This is a genomic window from Pseudomonas sp. FSL R10-0399 (genome assembly GCF_009600165.1).
In the GTDB taxonomy this organism is placed as follows: Bacteria; Pseudomonadota; Gammaproteobacteria; order Pseudomonadales; family Pseudomonadaceae; genus Aquipseudomonas; species Aquipseudomonas helleri.
The window spans coordinates 21,339-35,979 of sequence record NZ_WIWK01000060.1 but is presented as its reverse complement, the minus strand read 5'-3'; the positions used below and the strand labels follow the sequence as shown (position 1 = coordinate 35,979).

13 protein-coding genes are annotated in these 14,641 nt (G+C 59.2%); 11 read left to right on the top strand and 2 right to left on the bottom strand.

All coding sequences use genetic code 11. From position 1 onward, the window contains the following. Nucleotides 1-519, bottom strand: a 519-nt coding sequence (locus GHO41_RS17240; RefSeq protein WP_153434211.1) for a Plug domain-containing protein, incomplete at its 3' end; no start/stop codon positions are given. 175 nt (nucleotides 520-694) lie between these two features. On the opposite strand from GHO41_RS17240, the gene GHO41_RS17235 reads away from it, so the two are divergent. The 8 genes from GHO41_RS17235 (at nucleotide 695) to GHO41_RS17200 (ending at nucleotide 9,398) form a co-directional block, all read left to right on the top strand. Continuing rightward, entirely contained in the window at nucleotides 695-1,021 is a 327-nt protein-coding gene (locus tag GHO41_RS17235) for a YceK/YidQ family lipoprotein (protein WP_153434210.1), read from the top strand. Nucleotides 1,022-1,174: 153 nt separating this feature from the next. Beyond that, nucleotides 1,175-2,932 (top strand): carbamoyltransferase, encoded by a 1,758-nt coding sequence (locus GHO41_RS17230; protein ID WP_048385199.1) that lies wholly within the window; start codon nucleotides 1,175-1,177, stop codon nucleotides 2,930-2,932. After that, nucleotides 2,916-4,046: a glycosyltransferase gene (locus GHO41_RS17225; protein WP_048385200.1), complete on the top strand. Its 1,131-nt coding sequence runs from the start codon at nucleotides 2,916-2,918 to the stop codon at nucleotides 4,044-4,046. The genes GHO41_RS17230 and GHO41_RS17225 overlap by 17 nt, the downstream gene beginning before the upstream one ends. Beyond that, nucleotides 4,046-4,942, top strand: coding sequence for an antimicrobial resistance protein Mig-14 (locus GHO41_RS17220; RefSeq protein WP_153391331.1), 897 nt, complete (start codon nucleotides 4,046-4,048; stop codon nucleotides 4,940-4,942). Before GHO41_RS17225 ends, GHO41_RS17220 begins: the two co-directional genes overlap by 1 nt. Before the next feature lie 101 nt (nucleotides 4,943-5,043). Further along, nucleotides 5,044-6,468: a PIG-L deacetylase family protein gene (locus GHO41_RS17215; protein WP_153434209.1), complete on the top strand. Its 1,425-nt coding sequence runs from the start codon at nucleotides 5,044-5,046 to the stop codon at nucleotides 6,466-6,468. Next, a complete protein-coding gene (locus GHO41_RS17210) occupies nucleotides 6,465-7,421 on the top strand; it encodes a glycosyltransferase (protein ID WP_048366640.1) in 957 nt (318 codons plus the stop codon). Before GHO41_RS17215 ends, GHO41_RS17210 begins: the two co-directional genes overlap by 4 nt. 67 nt (nucleotides 7,422-7,488) lie before the next feature. Beyond that, nucleotides 7,489-8,250, top strand: a complete 762-nt coding sequence (locus tag GHO41_RS17205) for a glycosyltransferase family 2 protein (protein WP_048366639.1) — start codon at nucleotides 7,489-7,491, stop codon at nucleotides 8,248-8,250. Between the two features lie 47 nt (nucleotides 8,251-8,297). After that, entirely contained in the window at nucleotides 8,298-9,398 is a 1,101-nt protein-coding gene (locus GHO41_RS17200; RefSeq protein ID WP_153434208.1) for a glycosyltransferase, read from the top strand. Here the strand turns inward: GHO41_RS17200 and GHO41_RS17195 are convergent. After that, nucleotides 9,387-9,992: a lipopolysaccharide kinase InaA family protein gene (locus tag GHO41_RS17195; protein ID WP_048385209.1), complete on the bottom strand. Its 606-nt coding sequence runs from the start codon at nucleotides 9,990-9,992 to the stop codon at nucleotides 9,387-9,389. The genes GHO41_RS17200 and GHO41_RS17195 overlap by 12 nt on opposite strands. Before the next feature lie 98 nt (nucleotides 9,993-10,090). Between GHO41_RS17195 and GHO41_RS17190 the strand changes: the two genes are divergently transcribed. The 3 genes from GHO41_RS17190 (at nucleotide 10,091) to hldE (ending at nucleotide 14,631) form a co-directional block, all read left to right on the top strand. After that, entirely contained in the window at nucleotides 10,091-11,257 is a 1,167-nt protein-coding gene (locus GHO41_RS17190) for an O-antigen ligase (protein ID WP_153434207.1), read from the top strand. A 15-nt stretch (nucleotides 11,258-11,272) separates the two neighbouring features. Beyond that, the gene (msbA, locus tag GHO41_RS17185) at nucleotides 11,273-13,084 is read left to right on the top strand and encodes a lipid A export permease/ATP-binding protein MsbA (RefSeq protein WP_153328402.1); all 1,812 of its coding nucleotides are present in this window, start codon (nucleotides 11,273-11,275) and stop codon (nucleotides 13,082-13,084) included. Between the two features lie 125 nt (nucleotides 13,085-13,209). Further along, nucleotides 13,210-14,631: a bifunctional D-glycero-beta-D-manno-heptose-7-phosphate kinase/D-glycero-beta-D-manno-heptose 1-phosphate adenylyltransferase HldE gene (hldE, locus tag GHO41_RS17180; RefSeq protein ID WP_153434206.1), complete on the top strand. Its 1,422-nt coding sequence runs from the start codon at nucleotides 13,210-13,212 to the stop codon at nucleotides 14,629-14,631. Nucleotides 14,632-14,641: the final 10 nt, after the last annotated feature.

Sequence of the window (14,641 nt, the reverse complement as noted above, 5' to 3'; positions counted from 1 at the left end):
ACAGGTTTCGGCGCCGATGCGCGGCGGCCCTTCGCCATCGCGGGAGAACATTTGAATCACCCCGCCCGCATTGCTGCCGTACAGCGTGGCCGCCGGGCCGCGCAACACTTCGATGCGCTCGGCGGTGTCGAGGTTAAACGTCGCGGCCTGGCCCTGACCGTCCGGAGTGCTGGCCGGGATGCCGTCGGCTATCAGCTTGATGCCGCGCACGCCAAAGGCCGAGCGAGCACCAAACCCACGGGACGATATTTGCAGGTCCTGTGCGTAATTTTGCCGGTTTTGCACCACCAGCCCCGGCACGCGGGACAGCACTTCTGAGGCATTGATGCCCAATTGACCGTCGCTGATCTGCTGCTGGTTAATGCTGTCGACCGAGTAGGGCAGGTCAAAGCTTGGGCTGGCGCTGCGCGAACCGGTAATGACGCTGGGGTCCAGTTCCAGGGTTTCGGCGAAGCTGGCGGGCGCGAGGCAAAGCCCCGGGAGCAACAGGGCAAAGCGGGCAGGGGCAAAAAAATTCATGGGCGGTATCGGGGTTCCGTGTGACGCGACCCGTCTGGGCGACGGGTATCAGGCTAGCAGAGGGCGGGTAGTTTAGCGGTGTAAGAGGCTTCATACGAAAACTTAGGACGCCATGACCTGCGATTAGCCGCAGCCGGATGCTAGGTTGCGAGGTCATTTTTCAGGAGCCAATGCGATGGCCTGCAAGTTCGTGCTGCTGTGTGTCATGCCTTGCTTTTTGTTGGGGTGTGGGTCCGTCAAGACCTTGTTCGGCAGTGATGAGAGCATCCGCCGGGACCTTAAAAAGCAGCGCAGTTACTGTGACTCGGTGACCCGTGTCTACAGTGGCGTAGCGTTTGATTTGTGCGTGCTGAATGCGCCGCCCAACACCACCAGCGGTGTGCCCAGCGGGTTTGTGCCGATTTTCTTTTTTGACGTGCTGGCGTGTGCGGTGGTCGACACGGTTGCGTTGCCCTATACGATTTTCCAGCAAAGCCGTGAAGGCAGTCTCTTGTTGAGGTAGGCAGGCGGGCGCCAGGGCGTGGCAAATAGCGCTGGGTCATTCCCGTGCGCTTTACGCTATAATCCCGCCCTTTAGTTGTTTCTGCGCGTTGCGCGCAGTACACCCTTTTTTCAGGCGCCCGCCGCCTGCCTGCATTTTTAAGAGGCTAATCCAGTGGCATTGACGATCCTTGGCCTGTCCGGCGCCCTTAGCCATGATCCCTCCGCAGCCCTCTATATTGACGGCAAGCTGGTTGCAGCGGCTGAGGAAGAACGCTTTGTACGCGACAAGCATGCAAAGAACCGCATGCCTTACGAATCCGCAAAATTTTGCCTTGAGCAAGCGGGTATCAAACCTTCCGACGTTGATGTGGTGGCGATCCCGTTTGCGCCCATCAGCTTGTTCGGCAAGGCCCGCTGGCACTACGCCAAGCGCTACTGGTACGCCCCGGACCGCGCTCTGGATGCGATCCTGATGGGCAACCGTCGCTACAAGCGTTATCGCAACAAGATTGTGTTCTGCCTGCAGCAACTGGGTTTTGATCCGAAAAAAATCAAGATCGAGCCGGTTGAGCACCACTTGGCCCACGCCTCCAGCGCCTACCACTGCTCGGGTTTCAAAGAGAAAACCGCGATTCTGGGTATCGATGGTAAAGGCGAGTACGCCACGACCTTCTTTGGTTATGGCGAAAACGGCAAGATCACCAAGATCAAAGAATTCTTCGACCCGGACTCCCTGGGTGGCCTGTACGGCGCGATCACCGAGTTCCTCGGTTTCGAGATGCTCGACGGTGAATTCAAGGTCATGGGCATGGCGCCGTACGGCGACGCCAGCAAATACGACTTCTCGCGGCTGGCCTCGTTTGAAAACGGCGAGTTGGTGGTCAACACCGAATACGCCAACGTTATCGGCCTGCGCCGCTACAAAGAGAAGGGCAAAGGCTTCTACTTCTCGCCAAAACTGATCGAGTGGCTGGGCCCCAAGCGCGAAGGCGACATCGCCGACGAGCCGTACATCCACTACGCCGCGAGCATGCAAGCGCTGTTTGAAAAACTGGCGCTGCAGATGATCGACTACTACCTGGGCGACATTCTCAAAGAGACCGGCAAAATTGCTTTTGCGGGCGGCTGCGCGTTGAACGTGAAGCTGAACCAAAAGATCATTGCCCGCCCGGAAGTCAAAGAGCTGTTCGTCCAGCCTGCGTCCGGCGATGCCGGTACGGCGGTGGGGGCTGCGGCCTATGTGTCCCACGCGCGCGGCGTGCCGGTCGAGAAGATGGAACACGTCTACCTCGGCCCTGCGTACAGCAACGAAGACGTGATCGCGGCGTGTGCCCGTCACCCGGGCAAGCCTGCCTGGCGCAAAATCGAAGGCACGCCTGAGAAAATCGCCAAGATCATGGTCGATGGCAACCCGGTAGCCTGGTTCCAGGGCCGCATGGAGTTTGGCCCGCGTGCCTTGGGCGGTCGTTCGATCATCGGTTGCCCGAGCAGCGAAGGCGTGGCTGACCGCATCAACGAACAGATCAAGTTCCGTGAGCGCTGGAGGCCTTTCTGCCCGTCGATGCTCGACACCGTGGGCCCGCAGATGATCAAGGTCGATCACCCGGCACCGTTCATGACCTTCACCTTTGAAGTGGCTGAAGAGTGGAAAACCCGCGTGCCAGAGGTGGTCCATGAAGACGGCACCTCCCGCGCCCAGGTGCTCAAGCGCGAATACAACCCGCGCTACTACGACATGATGAAGGCCCTTGAAGTGCTGACCGGCAACGGCGTGTCGCTGAACACCTCGCTCAACCGCCGTGGTGAGCCGATGGTGTGCTCGCCAACCGACGCCCTGAACATGTTCTTCGGCTCGGACCTGCAGTACCTGATCATGGAAGACATCTTGGTCGTTAAAGAAGGCGCGGAGCGTTATGAATCGCTCGACTGAGCGTCATGTGCTGCAGTTCTGCCACGGCTATGACGGGCCGTTTCTGGACTGCGCGCGCCAGTACGCCAGCCTGTTTGCCGGCAGCGGGTACAAGGTCACCACGGTCTTTTTGACCGGGGCGGCCGACCCCGAAGTCGCCGCTGGCTGCGCGTCGGACGAAGTCCTGTTTATGGAGTTCAGCTCCAAGGCCATTCGTGGCCTTAAGCTGGGCGCCATCGCCAAGCTGCGTAAAATCGCCGCCTCGCGGGCATTCAGCTTTTGCATCGCCCACCGCTTCAAGCCGATTTATATCGCCTTGTTGGCCACCGGTTTGCCGGTGATCGGCGTGCACCACGCGTTTGGCGACTACCAGCGCGGCAGCCGCAAACTGTTCGCTAACCTGTTTCGTAAGCGCCTGAGCCTGCTCGGGGTGTCTGATGCGGTGCGTGACGACATGCGCCAATGCCTGCCCAAGTGGCCGACCGGGCGTATCAGCACGCTGTACAACCGCATCGATATCGACGCCGTACAAGCCAGCCAACTGCCCGGCACCCAGGCGCGTGAAGCGCTGGGGTTGTCGGTCGATGGTTTTATTGTCGGCAACGTCGGGCGTCTGCACCCGGACAAAGACCAGGCCACGCTGATCAAGGGTTTCGCGCAGGCACGGGCAGACCTGCCCGCAGATAGCCAACTGGTGATTCTGGGCAAAGGCCGTCTGGAGCAAGACCTCAAAGAGCTGGCCCGTGAACTCGGTGTTGCCGAGCAGGTGAAGTTTTTGGGCCAGGTGCCCGATGCACGGCGTTATTTCCGTGCGTTTGATGTGTTTGCCCTCAGTTCCGATCACGAACCGTTTGGCATGGTCTTGCTTGAGGCCATGGCCGCTGGCGTGCCGTTGCTGGCCACGGCCTGTGGCGGCGCCAAGGAAGTGGTGGAAGGCGTAGGGATCTTGTTCCCGCTGGGCGATGTCGAGCATCTGGCTCAGGGTATCAAGCATCTGTCGGTGCTCACCGATGAGCAGCGCCATGCCTGTGCTGACCTGATGCTGGCGCGCCTGCATGAGCGCTTCAGCGATCAGGCCGTTCATGACCGGTTCTGGCAGTTGCCGCAAGTCACCGACCTGACTGCGGGGGCCTGATGCTCAATTATTTCCAGGGCTGGCGTGAGCGCGGCTGGAGCGTTGTTGACGCGTCTGTTTACGCAGAGGCCTGGCAACGCTTTGGTGGCAGCGTGGCCACGCACCCGATGGTGGTTGAGCGTTTGGCTCAGTTGGCGGGTATCCCGGTGCGCTACCTGGCCTGGGAGCAAAATGGCGAAGTGAAAGCTGCGATCCCGACCTGGGGCCGCGACCTGGCTTTGTCCAAGGACGTGCTCAAGCGCCACGGCAAAAAAGGCCTGTTTGACCTCGGTAATGCCGAGATCATTCTGCCGGCTGCCGACGGGGCCAACGTGCCCTTGCGTCACCGTGGGCGCTACCTGTCGCAGCTCAATGAGGGCCGTTTCAGTACGCTGATCCAGCAAACCGAACAGCTGGCGATGGCCCGCACGCCTGAAGAACTCTCGAAAAAATTCCGTTACAACCAACGCCGCGAACTGCGTTTGCTGGAAGAGGCGGGCGGTGTGGTGCGCCCGGTGACGGACTTTTCCAGCACTGAACTGGCAGCCATTTACTGCGATCTGTTCCTGCGCCGCTGGGGTTTTGTGGCTACGGGCGCCGAGCGCATGTGCGATGTGGTCGAGCTGTTGCGTGAGCTGTTGATCGGTTCGGTCATATTCCTTAACGACGCGCCTATTGCCATCCAGTTGGTGTACCGGGTTGAATCCCCGCAATGGATCAGCGTTGAGTACGTCAACGGCGGCGTTGACCCGCAAACCCGAGATTTCAGCCCCGGTAGCGTATTGAGCTTTCTCAATACCCAATCGGCCTGGGAGCAGGCGCGCAGCGTCAACAAGCCTTTGCGTTTCTCGTTCGGCCGCGCCGACCGCGAATACAAAGAGCGTTGGTGCAACCCGGTGCCGGTGTTTAAGGTCTAGTGCACACCTTGTAGGAGCTGCCGCAGGCTGCGATCTTTTGATCTTTAAACGATCGCAGCCTTTGCCAGCTCCTACAGAGCATCAAACATAAGAGTTGAGCCATGAGCCGCAAACAGCAACTCCTCAAGCGCCATCGGCGCAATAAACGAATTGGCTTGCTGATCGGTCTGCTGGTGCTGATTGTCAGCGGTGTCTGGCTGGCCTGGTGGCTGCCGCCGGTATTGGCGGTGCTGGGCTGGGTGGCCCATGAGGCCTGGTTTGCGGACCATCTGTTCTATTCCCCCCAAGACGACTACCAGTACGCCTTCGACCCGGACGGCGAGTGCCTTGACGTGCGCCTTGAGGGCGAACGCCTGGTGCTCGATCAGCCGTTGAGCGTGACCGGTAATCAAACCCTGATTTTGGCCATAAAGGTCAGCAGCCGCGGGCTGGGGCGTTTTATTGACCCGAGCATTCAACTGCTGGGCGGCGAACAGCCCGATCAGCAAACCTTCGAGCGTGGGGTCAACGGGCTGCGCTATTTGAACCTGAGTGAGCACGCTGGCGCATTGGCCCGTGGCGAGTTACGCCTCAAAGGCCGGCACTGCCGCGTGTCGGGCCAGCCCCGGTTGTGGTTGTTCCGCCAACCCGATTACCGCGAGCAACGGGTCATGGTCATTGCGCCCCATGCCGACGATGCGGAGCTTGCGGCGTTTGGTCTGTACAGCCAGGCCAAAGAGGCGTGGATCGTCACCCTGACGGCCGGTGAAATCGAAGCCGAGCATTATCAGCAGATGGGCCTTGAGCGCGCCGAAGCCGCGCGTCTCAAGGGCCGCTTGCGGGCATGGGACAGCCTGGCGGTGCCGCGTTGGGCCGGTGTGCCTGAGGCGCATTGCGCGCAATTGGGCTACTTCTGCCTGCAACTGCCGGCCATGCAGGCCGCACCGGATCAGCCGATGCCGTCCCGCGAGGCTGATATGAGTGACATCCGGCTATTTCGTCAGCTCAATCCGTTTCCGATGCCCGGCGATGGCGATGGCGCGCCGACCTGGAATAACCTGCTGGCGGATTTGCGTGCCTTGATCCTGCGCGCACGCCCTGAAGTGATGGTGCTGCCGCATCCCTCGCTCGACCCGCACCCCGACCACATCTGCGCGCAAGCGGCGGTGTTCGAGGCGCTGCAAGGGCTGGAGTGGCAACCGACGACGATTTTGGGCTACGCCAACCATTTGCATGACAATGACCGCTGGCCCATGGGCAACAGCGGTGATGGGGTGGCTCTGCCGCCGGTGTTCGATACGTCGCTCAGCTTGCATCCGTGCAGCCTGCCGCTGACGCTGGCCCAGCAACGCGACAAGGCCATGGCGCTGGGCATGATGCACGACCTGCAACCGCGCGCTGCGCTCAAGCGCCGCGTGCGCCGGTCAATCCAGGCGCTGCTGGCGGGCAGACGGCCATCGCCTTATGGCGAGAATGAATATTTTCGTAAAGCAGTTCGACGGCATGAGCTGTTCTGGCGCCTCAAGGCGTCGCAAGGAAACCCATGAGAGTTCTATTTCTAGTACAGAAAGAGCAGCGGGCCATTCTGGATCGCTTGTATGACGGCATTGCAGCGCATTGCGAGTGCGATACGCGCTGGCTGAGCAGTGACGAGCAGCGCAACTTGCGCAGCTACTTCCGCCGTGAAGTGGACGTATCGCGTTATGACCGCATTGTGTTTTTCTTGCGTTTTAAACAAGAAATCCGCCAGGTCGGCTTTATCCGTACCGTGCCCAACCTGGTGATCCTTGAGCACGATGCGTATCAGAATTACATCGAGTGCAAATACACCGGTAAATTCAGCGCCCATTACCGCCAACTGCCGTGGGCCCGGGTGATCACCTCGGGTTTTATGGTTACTGAGCGCCTGCGCGAAGAAGGCTTTGACGCCGTATTTGTGCCCAAAGGCTACGACCAGACGCTGTTGCATGACTTGGGCCGTGAGCGCGACATTGAGTTGGCGTTTGTTGGCAGCACCAACAGCGTGGCTTACAGTGGCCGCAAAGCGTTGCTCGACGAGCTGGCCAGCGTCGAGCAACTGGTGGTGACGCGCACCAAGTCCGGTGATGACTACCGTGACACCCTTAACCGCATCCGCTTTTTTGTCAGCGCGGACGTGGGCATGGGCGAATACATGATCAAAAACTTTGAGGCCATGGCCTGCGGTTGTGTGCTGCTGGCGTTTGATCAGGGTGAAGCCGAAAACCGTGCGTTGGGCTTTGTCGACATGCACAACATTGTTTTTTATCGCGACATTCCAGAGCTGCAAAAAAAACTGCAACAGCTGCGTAATGATCCGCAACTGGCAGCCGATATCGCTCTTCGTGGTCGTGACCTTGCGGTGTCGCAGTACAGCTTCGGTCGAATTGGCCAGCGCATTGTTGAAGAGCTGCAACCGGCACTACGTCCGCATCCGCCCTTGTCCTGGGTCGATCGGGTGCGATTGAAACTGGGGATTTGAGACATCCCCCGGTGCCATCGTGGTGATACCCAAAGGACTGAAACTATTTAATGAGAGGAGGCGAACCGTGCGGTTCTGCCAAGAAAGTGACATCACCCTGGTTGTGACCAGCTGCGGCCGTCTTGACTTGCTCAAGCTGACGCTCGAAAGCTTTGACCGGTTCAACACCGCGCCCATTCGTGAAGTCTTTATTACCGAAGACTCCGGTGATGAGGCCGTGCGCGAGGCTATTCCGCCCAATTGGCGTGAGCACTGCACTGTTTTCGTCAACAAACCGAAACTTGGGCAGTTGGCTTCGATCGATCTGGCCTACTCTAAGGTCAGCACACCGTACATTTTTCATTGTGAAGACGATTGGGAGTTTTATCGTCCGGGCTTTGTCGAAGACTCAAGAGCGATTCTGGAGAACAAACCAGAGATCTTGCAGGTCTGGCTGCGCAGCTACGCACACGACTTGCGGATTCACAGCCCTTACCTACATTACGGTGAGCGCGAGGTGATTGCAGGCGTCGCGTGTTACCCGGTGCTGTCGGATAAACCCGAATGGCAGAGCTTTTCGCTGAATCCTGGATTACGCCGTTACAAAGAATATTTGTTGTGTGCGCCTTATAGCGGTCATGGTGGCGAAAAAGCGCTGTCCAAGCGCTATGCCGAGCTTAATCTGCAAGCGGTGGCCCTTGAAGCTGACGCGGTGTTGCACACAGGCTTTGGCAACCATGTCGAGGTGCCTGAAGAGCGTCAGCGCAAGCTGCGACGCGGCCGTCGGGAGCGGATCAAGTTGTTCGTTACGTTGTTGGTGGGCGTGCTAATAGGCGTCCTTATCAGTTAGCAGGTACAGGTTTGAATGGTGATGATTGAACGGCGAGGAAGCGTGTGATGAGCATCATTAATGTGATGTGGTCAGGCGGTTCTCCTTATGCGTCTGTACACAAGGTTCACCAGCAAATCCTCTCTCAGGCATCACCGGGTACACCGGTAAAGACCTGGCTGTTGCAGCACTCTGCCCCGGCTTGCCTGCGCGAGCTTGGGCAGGTTGAGGCTTTGAAGTTGTCGTCGCGCTTTTTAAAAGGGCGGGGCATCTGGGCGTTATCGCGCCCTTGGCGTAATTGTTTTTTTCGCAAGGCCCTGCTCAAAAATGACGCCCGGCAGGTGCTGATTGACGGGCTGGGCGTGGCTCGGGTGCTGTTGCCTGCCTTGCACAAACTGCCGCACGTACGGGCGGTGGTGATGTTTCACGGTTCAACCCGCCTGCAATGCAAAGATGTCAGGCTGCTTCGCCAGTTTTCCAGCGAGCAACTGACACTCTGTGCTGTCTCGCAAACCCTCGCAGACTCCATTTCGGCCGATCTCAAGTTGCCGGTGGTCACCCTGAGCAGCATGCTCAACCCGCACACATTCGCGCAGCAATTGTTACCGCGTGACCAGGCGCGCCAGCAACTGGGCATTCCTGCGGGTACTCATCAAGTGTTCGGTGCTGTAGGCCGTCTGGTGGACTCCAAGGGCTTTGACACCCTGCTCAGCGCCTTTGCCAAAACCCTCGTTACCCATCCGGATCGACTGCTGATCATCATCGGCGAAGGCGCCATGCGCGCCGAGCTGGAGGCGCAGGTCAAGGCGCTGGGGCTGCAAGGTAAGGTCTTGCTGCCGGGCTACGTCGACAACGTGGCCAGCCTGTATCGGGCATTTGACTGGGTGCTGATACCGTCGCGGGCAGAAGGCCTGGGGCTGGTCGTCCAGGAAGCGGTCATTGCTGGTGTGCCGATACTGGCCAGTGACCTGCCCGTGTTTTACGAGCAGTTGGGCGAGGCAGGGAACTACGTGGCGGTCGGCGATGAGTCGGCATGGGCACGGGCGATTGAAGCCAGCGACGAGCTGTCGACAACAGAAGTGGCTGCGCGCCAGCACGCAAGCCTTGACCCGGAACATGCCTGGCTGCGCTTCAGGCAGGCATGCACCACGGTGTTTTCAGGCCTTTAAAAAGGCGTCTTTGAGGGCTTGGGCGGGGAATTTATCGCTCAGGCTCTCGCGCTCGATGTAGCGCAAAAAGTGTTGCAGGTTGCGCTGAACCAGCTTTTTGGACAGTGGCGCCCTCACAAAACTCATGTCGGCGACATCAATCAAACCCCACGCGTTGTCGGGGGTCACCACAATGTTGCCCAAATGCAGAGAGCGGAAGTAAATACCGGCCGCGTGCAATCTGCGAATCAGCTCGATAAGCTTCGGCAGATTTTCTGTCCAGTCAAAACCGTTTTTTTCAGCGATCTGACGCAGGGTTTCACCGGGCAGCGGGCGATACAGCACCGCGGTCATGCCGGGTTTATCCAGGCGGTAAAACGCCAGCACCTTGAGCGTGGGGATACCCAGCTTCTCGAGTTGGGCCGCGTTATCGATAAAACGTTTGGAATAAGGGCGCAGCAAGGCGGACGACAGAAGACGCTTGCGACGAAACAGTTTCACTATATTCCCGTCTTGCAGCAGGTAGACTTTTGCACCATAACTGTCCGCCTCAAGAATTTTGGCGCCTTCAATCATTTGATTTAAAGCGGCTTGTGGAAGCCGTGAACATTGCATCGTAGAACCCTTGCGAGCAGTCAGACACGCAATGATGCCGAAAAAGTGGCGCTTTAACCATGCCAGGTTGGCCGGGTAGATGATTTAGGAGCGGGATGATGTACGAAAGTCGTTGGGCTCAGACCCTCATGACCTGCGGCGTGCTATGGTTCATGTTGGCCATTGCATTTGCCCCCACGAACAAAATCTATCAACAGGGCCTGGTGGTGTTTGTCTGGCTGCCGACACTGCTGGTGGTCTGGTCTGCACGCCCGGTTTTGGCGCAGGTCTGGCACGCGCAAAGAGCGCTGTGCCTGGCACTGATCGGTTTGGCCGCTTGGGCCACGCTCAGCTTGAGCTGGAGTGGCCAGCCCCTGAGCCAGGCCAAACAATTGCTCTACATCGCCCTGTTTGTGATGTCATGGCCGATTCTGGCCAATGGCCGCCCTGAACGCGTTGTACGCCTGCTGCAATGGGGCGGGCTGGGGCTGGCAGTCATGGCAGCAGCGGCCATGGTGCGTTTCTATTTTATTGACGCTCGGCCCTTGATGGACCGCCTGGAAGGTCTGGGCGAGCTGGCTCACCCTATTTTGGGCGCTTATGCAGTGGGTATCGCCGGTGTCTGGATGTTGCACTGGATGCCGCGCGAGCGTGGGATGCAAGCCCTGTGGTGGATTGCACTGGCGTTGTTGGGCGCCTTTGTGGTGTTTACCCAGAGCCGCGGCGCGGCAGTGGCGCTATTGGTTACGGTGCTGGCCATGCCGATCTGGCGTTGCAATCGTCAGACCGTGGTCATCTCGGTGGCCGGGCTGATTGGCGCCGGGATCGTGTTTTGGTGCATGCAGGCGCAGATGATGTCGCGCGGCTCGTCCTATCGGCCCGAGCTGTTTATGTCCAGCGTGCAGATGATCAAGGCGCACCCATGGCTCGGCCTTGGCCTTGAGGCGCCGTTTGGTGTGCAGGCGCTGGGAATCATGTTTGATCATTCGCACAACCTGTTCACCAGCGTGACGATCAGTTTGGGCTTGCCGGGCTTGCTGCTGTGGAGCATCGCCTGGTTTTCGGTAGTGGTATATGGCTGGCGCGCTCGCGCGACTTTGCTGGGCCAGGGATTGGTGGGCATGTGGGTGTTTTCGACAATGGCCATGCAGTTTGACGCGGCCAGTTTGCTCGATACCCCGCGTGCCGAATGGTTTATCACCTGGCTGCCCATTGCCGTGGCGACTCTTTTGTCGTTCAAGACGGCGCAGGGTGAAGCCTGTGATAAAATTTCGCGTTTTCCTTAATCAGTGAGCTCTACGATGAGTGATTCACCGTCCGAAGAAGGACAGAGTTCAAGCCTGAAAATCTACTTCCGGCTCTTGAGTTATGTGAAGCCCTACATCGGCCTTTTCCTGCTGAGTATCGTTGGCTTCCTTATCTTCGCTTCGACTCAACCCATGCTGGGTTACATCCTCAAGTATTTCGTTGACGGCTTGTCCAACCCGGATGCCGTGCTGTTTCCGAACGTGCCTTACCTGCGTGACATGCGCCTGCTGCAGACCGTGCCGCTGTTGATCGTATTGATCGCGGCCTGGCAAGGGCTGGGCTCTTTCTTGGGTAACTACTTCCTGGCCAAGGTGTCGCTGGGCTTGGTGCACGACCTGCGGGTGCAGCTGTTCAACAACCTGCTGGTGTTGCCTAACCGCTATTTCGACAAGCACAACTCGGGGCATTTGATCTCGCGCATCACCTTCAACGTCACCATGGTCACCGGTGCTGCCACCGATGCAATCAAGGTGGTGATTCGTGAAGGCATGACCGTGGTGTTCCTGTTTGCGTCATTGCTGTGGATGAACTGGCGCCTGACGCTGGTGATGGTGGCGATCCTGCCGCTGATTGCGGTCATGGTGAGTTCGGCCAGCAAAAAATTCCGCAAGCAAAGCAAGAAAATCCAGGTGGCGATGGGCGACGTGACCCACGTGGCGTCCGAAACCATCCAGGGTTACCGTGTGGTTCGCAGCTTTGGCGGCGAAAAATACGAGCGCGAGCGTTTCCTCAAGGCCAGCCAGAGCAACACCGACAAACAACTGCGCATGACCCGCACCGGGGCGATCTACACCCCGATGCTGCAATTGGTCATCTACATCGCCATGGGCATTTTGATGTTCCTGGTGCTGTACATGCGCGGCGATGCCTCGGCGGGCGACATGATCGCTTACATCACCCTGGCCGGCCTGCTGCCCAAGCCGATCCGTCAGTTGTCTGAAGTCAGCTCGACCATCCAGAAGGGTGTCGCCGGTGCTGAAAGCATCTTTGAGCAACTGGACGAAAAACCGGAAGTCGACACCGGCACCGTTGAGCTGGACCACGTGAGTGGCCGTCTTGAGGTGCGCAACCTCAACTTCACCTACCCCGACACTGAGCGCCAGGTGCTTAAAGACGTGTCGTTCACGGCTGAGCCGGGGCAGATGGTGGCACTGGTCGGGCGTTCGGGCAGCGGCAAGTCAACGCTGGCCAACCTGATCCCGCGTTTTTATCACCATACCTCGGGCGAGATCCTGCTCGATGGCGTGGAGGTAGAAGACTATCGCTTGCTCAACCTGCGCCGTCATATCGCGCAAGTGACCCAGAACGTCACCCTGTTCAGCGACACCGTGGCCAACAACATTGCCTACGGCGACCTGGCCGGTGCGCCACGAGCCGACATCGAGAAGGCCGCGCGTGATGCCTACGCGATGGACTTTATCGAGCAGTTGCCCAAAGGCCTGGACACGCCGGTGGGTGAGAACGGCGTGCTGTTGTCGGGCGGTCAGCGTCAGCGTCTGGCGATTGCCCGCGCCTTGCTCAAAAATTCGCCACTGTTGATCCTCGATGAGGCCACCTCAGCACTCGATACCGAGTCTGAGCGCCATATTCAGGCGGCACTGGACCACGTGATGCAAGGGCGTACCACGCTGGTGATTGCGCACCGCCTTTCGACCATCGAAAAAGCGGACTTGATCCTGGTGATGGATCAGGGCCAGATCGTCGAGCGCGGTACTCACGGCGAGTTGTTGGCGCAGAACGGCTATTACGCCCGTCTGCACTCGATGGGCCTGGATGCGCCGCTGGCGTCTGGCGACATCACCTGAACACCGACGGGGGCAGGTACGCCTGCTCCCGTCGGCGCATTTTCCCTGCGATTAACACCGTGAACTGACCTGCGTTCACCCTGTGTTAATATCGCGCCCCTGTTCATTTTGTATGTGGGTCCTCCATGAAGTTGTCCATGCCGCGATTCGATCAAGCCCCTGTCTTGGTGGTAGGCGATGTCATGCTCGACCGTTACTGGCATGGCGGAACCTCACGGATTTCCCCTGAGGCGCCCGTGCCGGTGGTCAAGGTCGAGCAAATTGAAGACCGTCCGGGTGGTGCTGCCAACGTTGCCTTGAACATTGCTGCCCTGGGCGCACCGGCCTCGCTGGTCGGCGTGACCGGCAACGATGAAGCTGCCGACAGCCTGGCCAACAGCCTTGAAGGCGCAGGCGTTCGCGCCTTGTTCCAGCGCATTGAGCACCAGCCGACCATCGTTAAACTGCGGGTTATGAGCCGTCACCAGCAACTGCTGCGTATCGACTTTGAAGAACCGTTTGCGACTGACGCCCTGGCGTTGGGCGCTGAAGTCGAGCGCCTGCTCGACGGTATTAAAGTGCTGGTGCTGTCTGACTACGGCAAAGGCGCGTTGAAAAACCACCAGGTACTCATCCAGGCCGCCCGTGCCCGTGGCATTCCGGTGCTGGCTGATCCTAAAGGCAAAGACTTCTCGATTTATCGGGGTGCAAGCCTGATCACGCCGAACCTCAGCGAGTTCGAAACCATCGTCGGTGGCTGTATCGACGAGGCCGACCTGGTGGCCAAAGGCGCCAAGCTGATGGCCGATCTGGAGCTGGGTGCCTTGCTGGTCACCCGTGGCGAGCACGGCATGACCTTGTTGCGTCCGGGCTTTGCCGCCATGCACTTGCCGGCACGCGCCCGTGAAGTGTTTGACGTGACCGGTGCCGGTGACACGGTTATCTCGACCCTGGCGGCTGCCATTGCTGCTGGTGAAGAGCTGCCCCACGCCGTGGCCCTGGCCAATCTGGCGGCGGGTATCGTGGTGGGCAAGCTGGGTACGGCGGCCATCAGCGCTCCGGAACTGCGTCGCGCCATTCAGCGTTCGGAAGGTTCCGAGCGTGGCGTGCTGAGCTTCGAGCAACTGCTGCTGGCCATCGACGATGCGCGGGCGCACAACGAGAAAATCGTTTTCACTAATGGGTGCTTCGACATCCTGCACGCCGGGCATGTGACCTATCTGGAGCAGGCTCGGGCGCAAGGTGATCGTTTGATCGTTGCCGTAAACGACGACGCCTCCGTGAGCCGCCTCAAAGGCCCGGGTCGCCCGATCAACAGCGTTGACCGGCGCATGGCGGTACTGGCGGGTCTGGGCGCGGTGGACTGGGTGATCAGCTTCCCTGAAGGCACTCCGGAAAACCTGCTGGCCCAAGTCAAGCCGGATGTACTGGTTAAAGGCGGCGATTACGGGATCGACCAAGTGGTCGGTGCTGACATCGTGAGCGCGTACGGCGGGACAGTGAAAGTGCTGGGGCTGGTAGAAAACAGCTCGACCACGGCCATCGTCGAGAAAATACGCGGGCAGTAACAACGCAATC

Bases quoted from the DNA above. Each gene is read 5' to 3' on its own strand.
- GHO41_RS17235 (WP_153434210.1), top strand. From the start codon at position 695: ATGGCCTGCAAGTTCGTGCTGCTGTGTGTCATGCCTTGCTTTTTGTTG.
- GHO41_RS17225 (WP_048385200.1), top strand. From the start codon at position 2,916: ATGAATCGCTCGACTGAGCGTCATGTGCTGCAGTTCTGCCACGGCTAT.
- GHO41_RS17220 (WP_153391331.1), top strand. From the start codon at position 4,046: ATGCTCAATTATTTCCAGGGCTGGCGTGAGCGCGGCTGGAGCGTTGTT.
- GHO41_RS17215 (WP_153434209.1), top strand. From the start codon at position 5,044: ATGAGCCGCAAACAGCAACTCCTCAAGCGCCATCGGCGCAATAAACGA.
- GHO41_RS17210 (WP_048366640.1), top strand. From the start codon at position 6,465: ATGAGAGTTCTATTTCTAGTACAGAAAGAGCAGCGGGCCATTCTGGAT.
- GHO41_RS17200 (WP_153434208.1), top strand. From the start codon at position 8,298: ATGAGCATCATTAATGTGATGTGGTCAGGCGGTTCTCCTTATGCGTCT.
- GHO41_RS17195 (WP_048385209.1), bottom strand. From the start codon at position 9,992: ATGCAATGTTCACGGCTTCCACAAGCCGCTTTAAATCAAATGATTGAA.
- GHO41_RS17190 (WP_153434207.1), top strand. From the start codon at position 10,091: ATGTACGAAAGTCGTTGGGCTCAGACCCTCATGACCTGCGGCGTGCTA.
- msbA (WP_153328402.1), top strand. From the start codon at position 11,273: ATGAGTGATTCACCGTCCGAAGAAGGACAGAGTTCAAGCCTGAAAATC.
- hldE (WP_153434206.1), top strand. From the start codon at position 13,210: ATGAAGTTGTCCATGCCGCGATTCGATCAAGCCCCTGTCTTGGTGGTA.